Raw genomic sequence first — 730 nt, 5'->3', positions numbered from 1 at the left:
AGTAAATATCCACCCGTGAAACGGGTGGCTTTTTAACAGCCCTAGAAGGGCTCACCACTCGCTAGCCCCTTAAAAGGGGCTTTTTAAATGACCACCAACCGCTCACAGCCCTATCTCTCTTTAACTATTTAAATGGATCTACATACTCTTGTTTACTTATACTATCTCTTATTCGATCACCTGCTTCTTGTTCTCGAATATATTTTTCAATTGTTTTTTGATTTAACCCAACCGTACTCACGTAGTATCCTTTGGACCAAAAGCTTTTATTCCCATACTTATATTTCAAATTCGCATGTTTTTCATGGATTAAGGTTGCACTTCGTCCTTTTAAGTAGCCCATAAAACTAGAAATACTAATCTTTGGTGGTATTCTTACTAACATATGAATATGGTCAGGCATGGCATGAGCTTCAATGATTTCAACATCTTTCATCTCACACAATTTTCTTAATATCTGACCAATACTTACTCTTAACTTTCCATAAATCACTTTTCGTCGATACTTCGGGGTGAAAACTATGTGATACTTACAATTCCATCTGGTATGTGCTAAACTTTTATCGTCGTTAGACATAAAAAAACTCCTTTCGATCTGATATGCGGTTGGTAGCCACTATTAGTATATCGAAAGGAGTTTTTTATCGCTAAAGCTATTTCGTCCACGCGTAGAAACGCGCGGTTTTTTTGTTTCGTACGCTACGCGAACGAAACTGACTAAAGTCAATAA

At 37.1% G+C, this 730-nt stretch carries 1 protein-coding gene; it reads right to left on the bottom strand.

Annotated elements, in window-relative coordinates; all coding sequences use genetic code 11:
- Positions 1 to 124: 124 nt before the first annotated feature.
- Entirely contained in the window at positions 125 to 577 is a 453-nt protein-coding gene (gene tnpA, locus ACI3E5_RS17560) for an IS200/IS605 family transposase (protein WP_428208236.1), read from the bottom strand.
- Positions 578 to 730 lie beyond the last annotated feature (153 nt).

Source organism: Candidatus Enterococcus avicola (assembly GCF_047470845.1).
GTDB lineage: Bacteria > Bacillota > Bacilli > Lactobacillales > Enterococcaceae > Enterococcus_D > Enterococcus_D casseliflavus.
This window is presented reverse-complemented; position numbering and strand designations above follow the sequence as displayed.

Excerpts from the sequence above, each read along its gene's own strand:
- tnpA (WP_428208236.1), bottom strand. The coding sequence starts at position 577 with ATGTCTAACGACGATAAAAGTTTAGCACATACCAGATGGAATTGTAAG.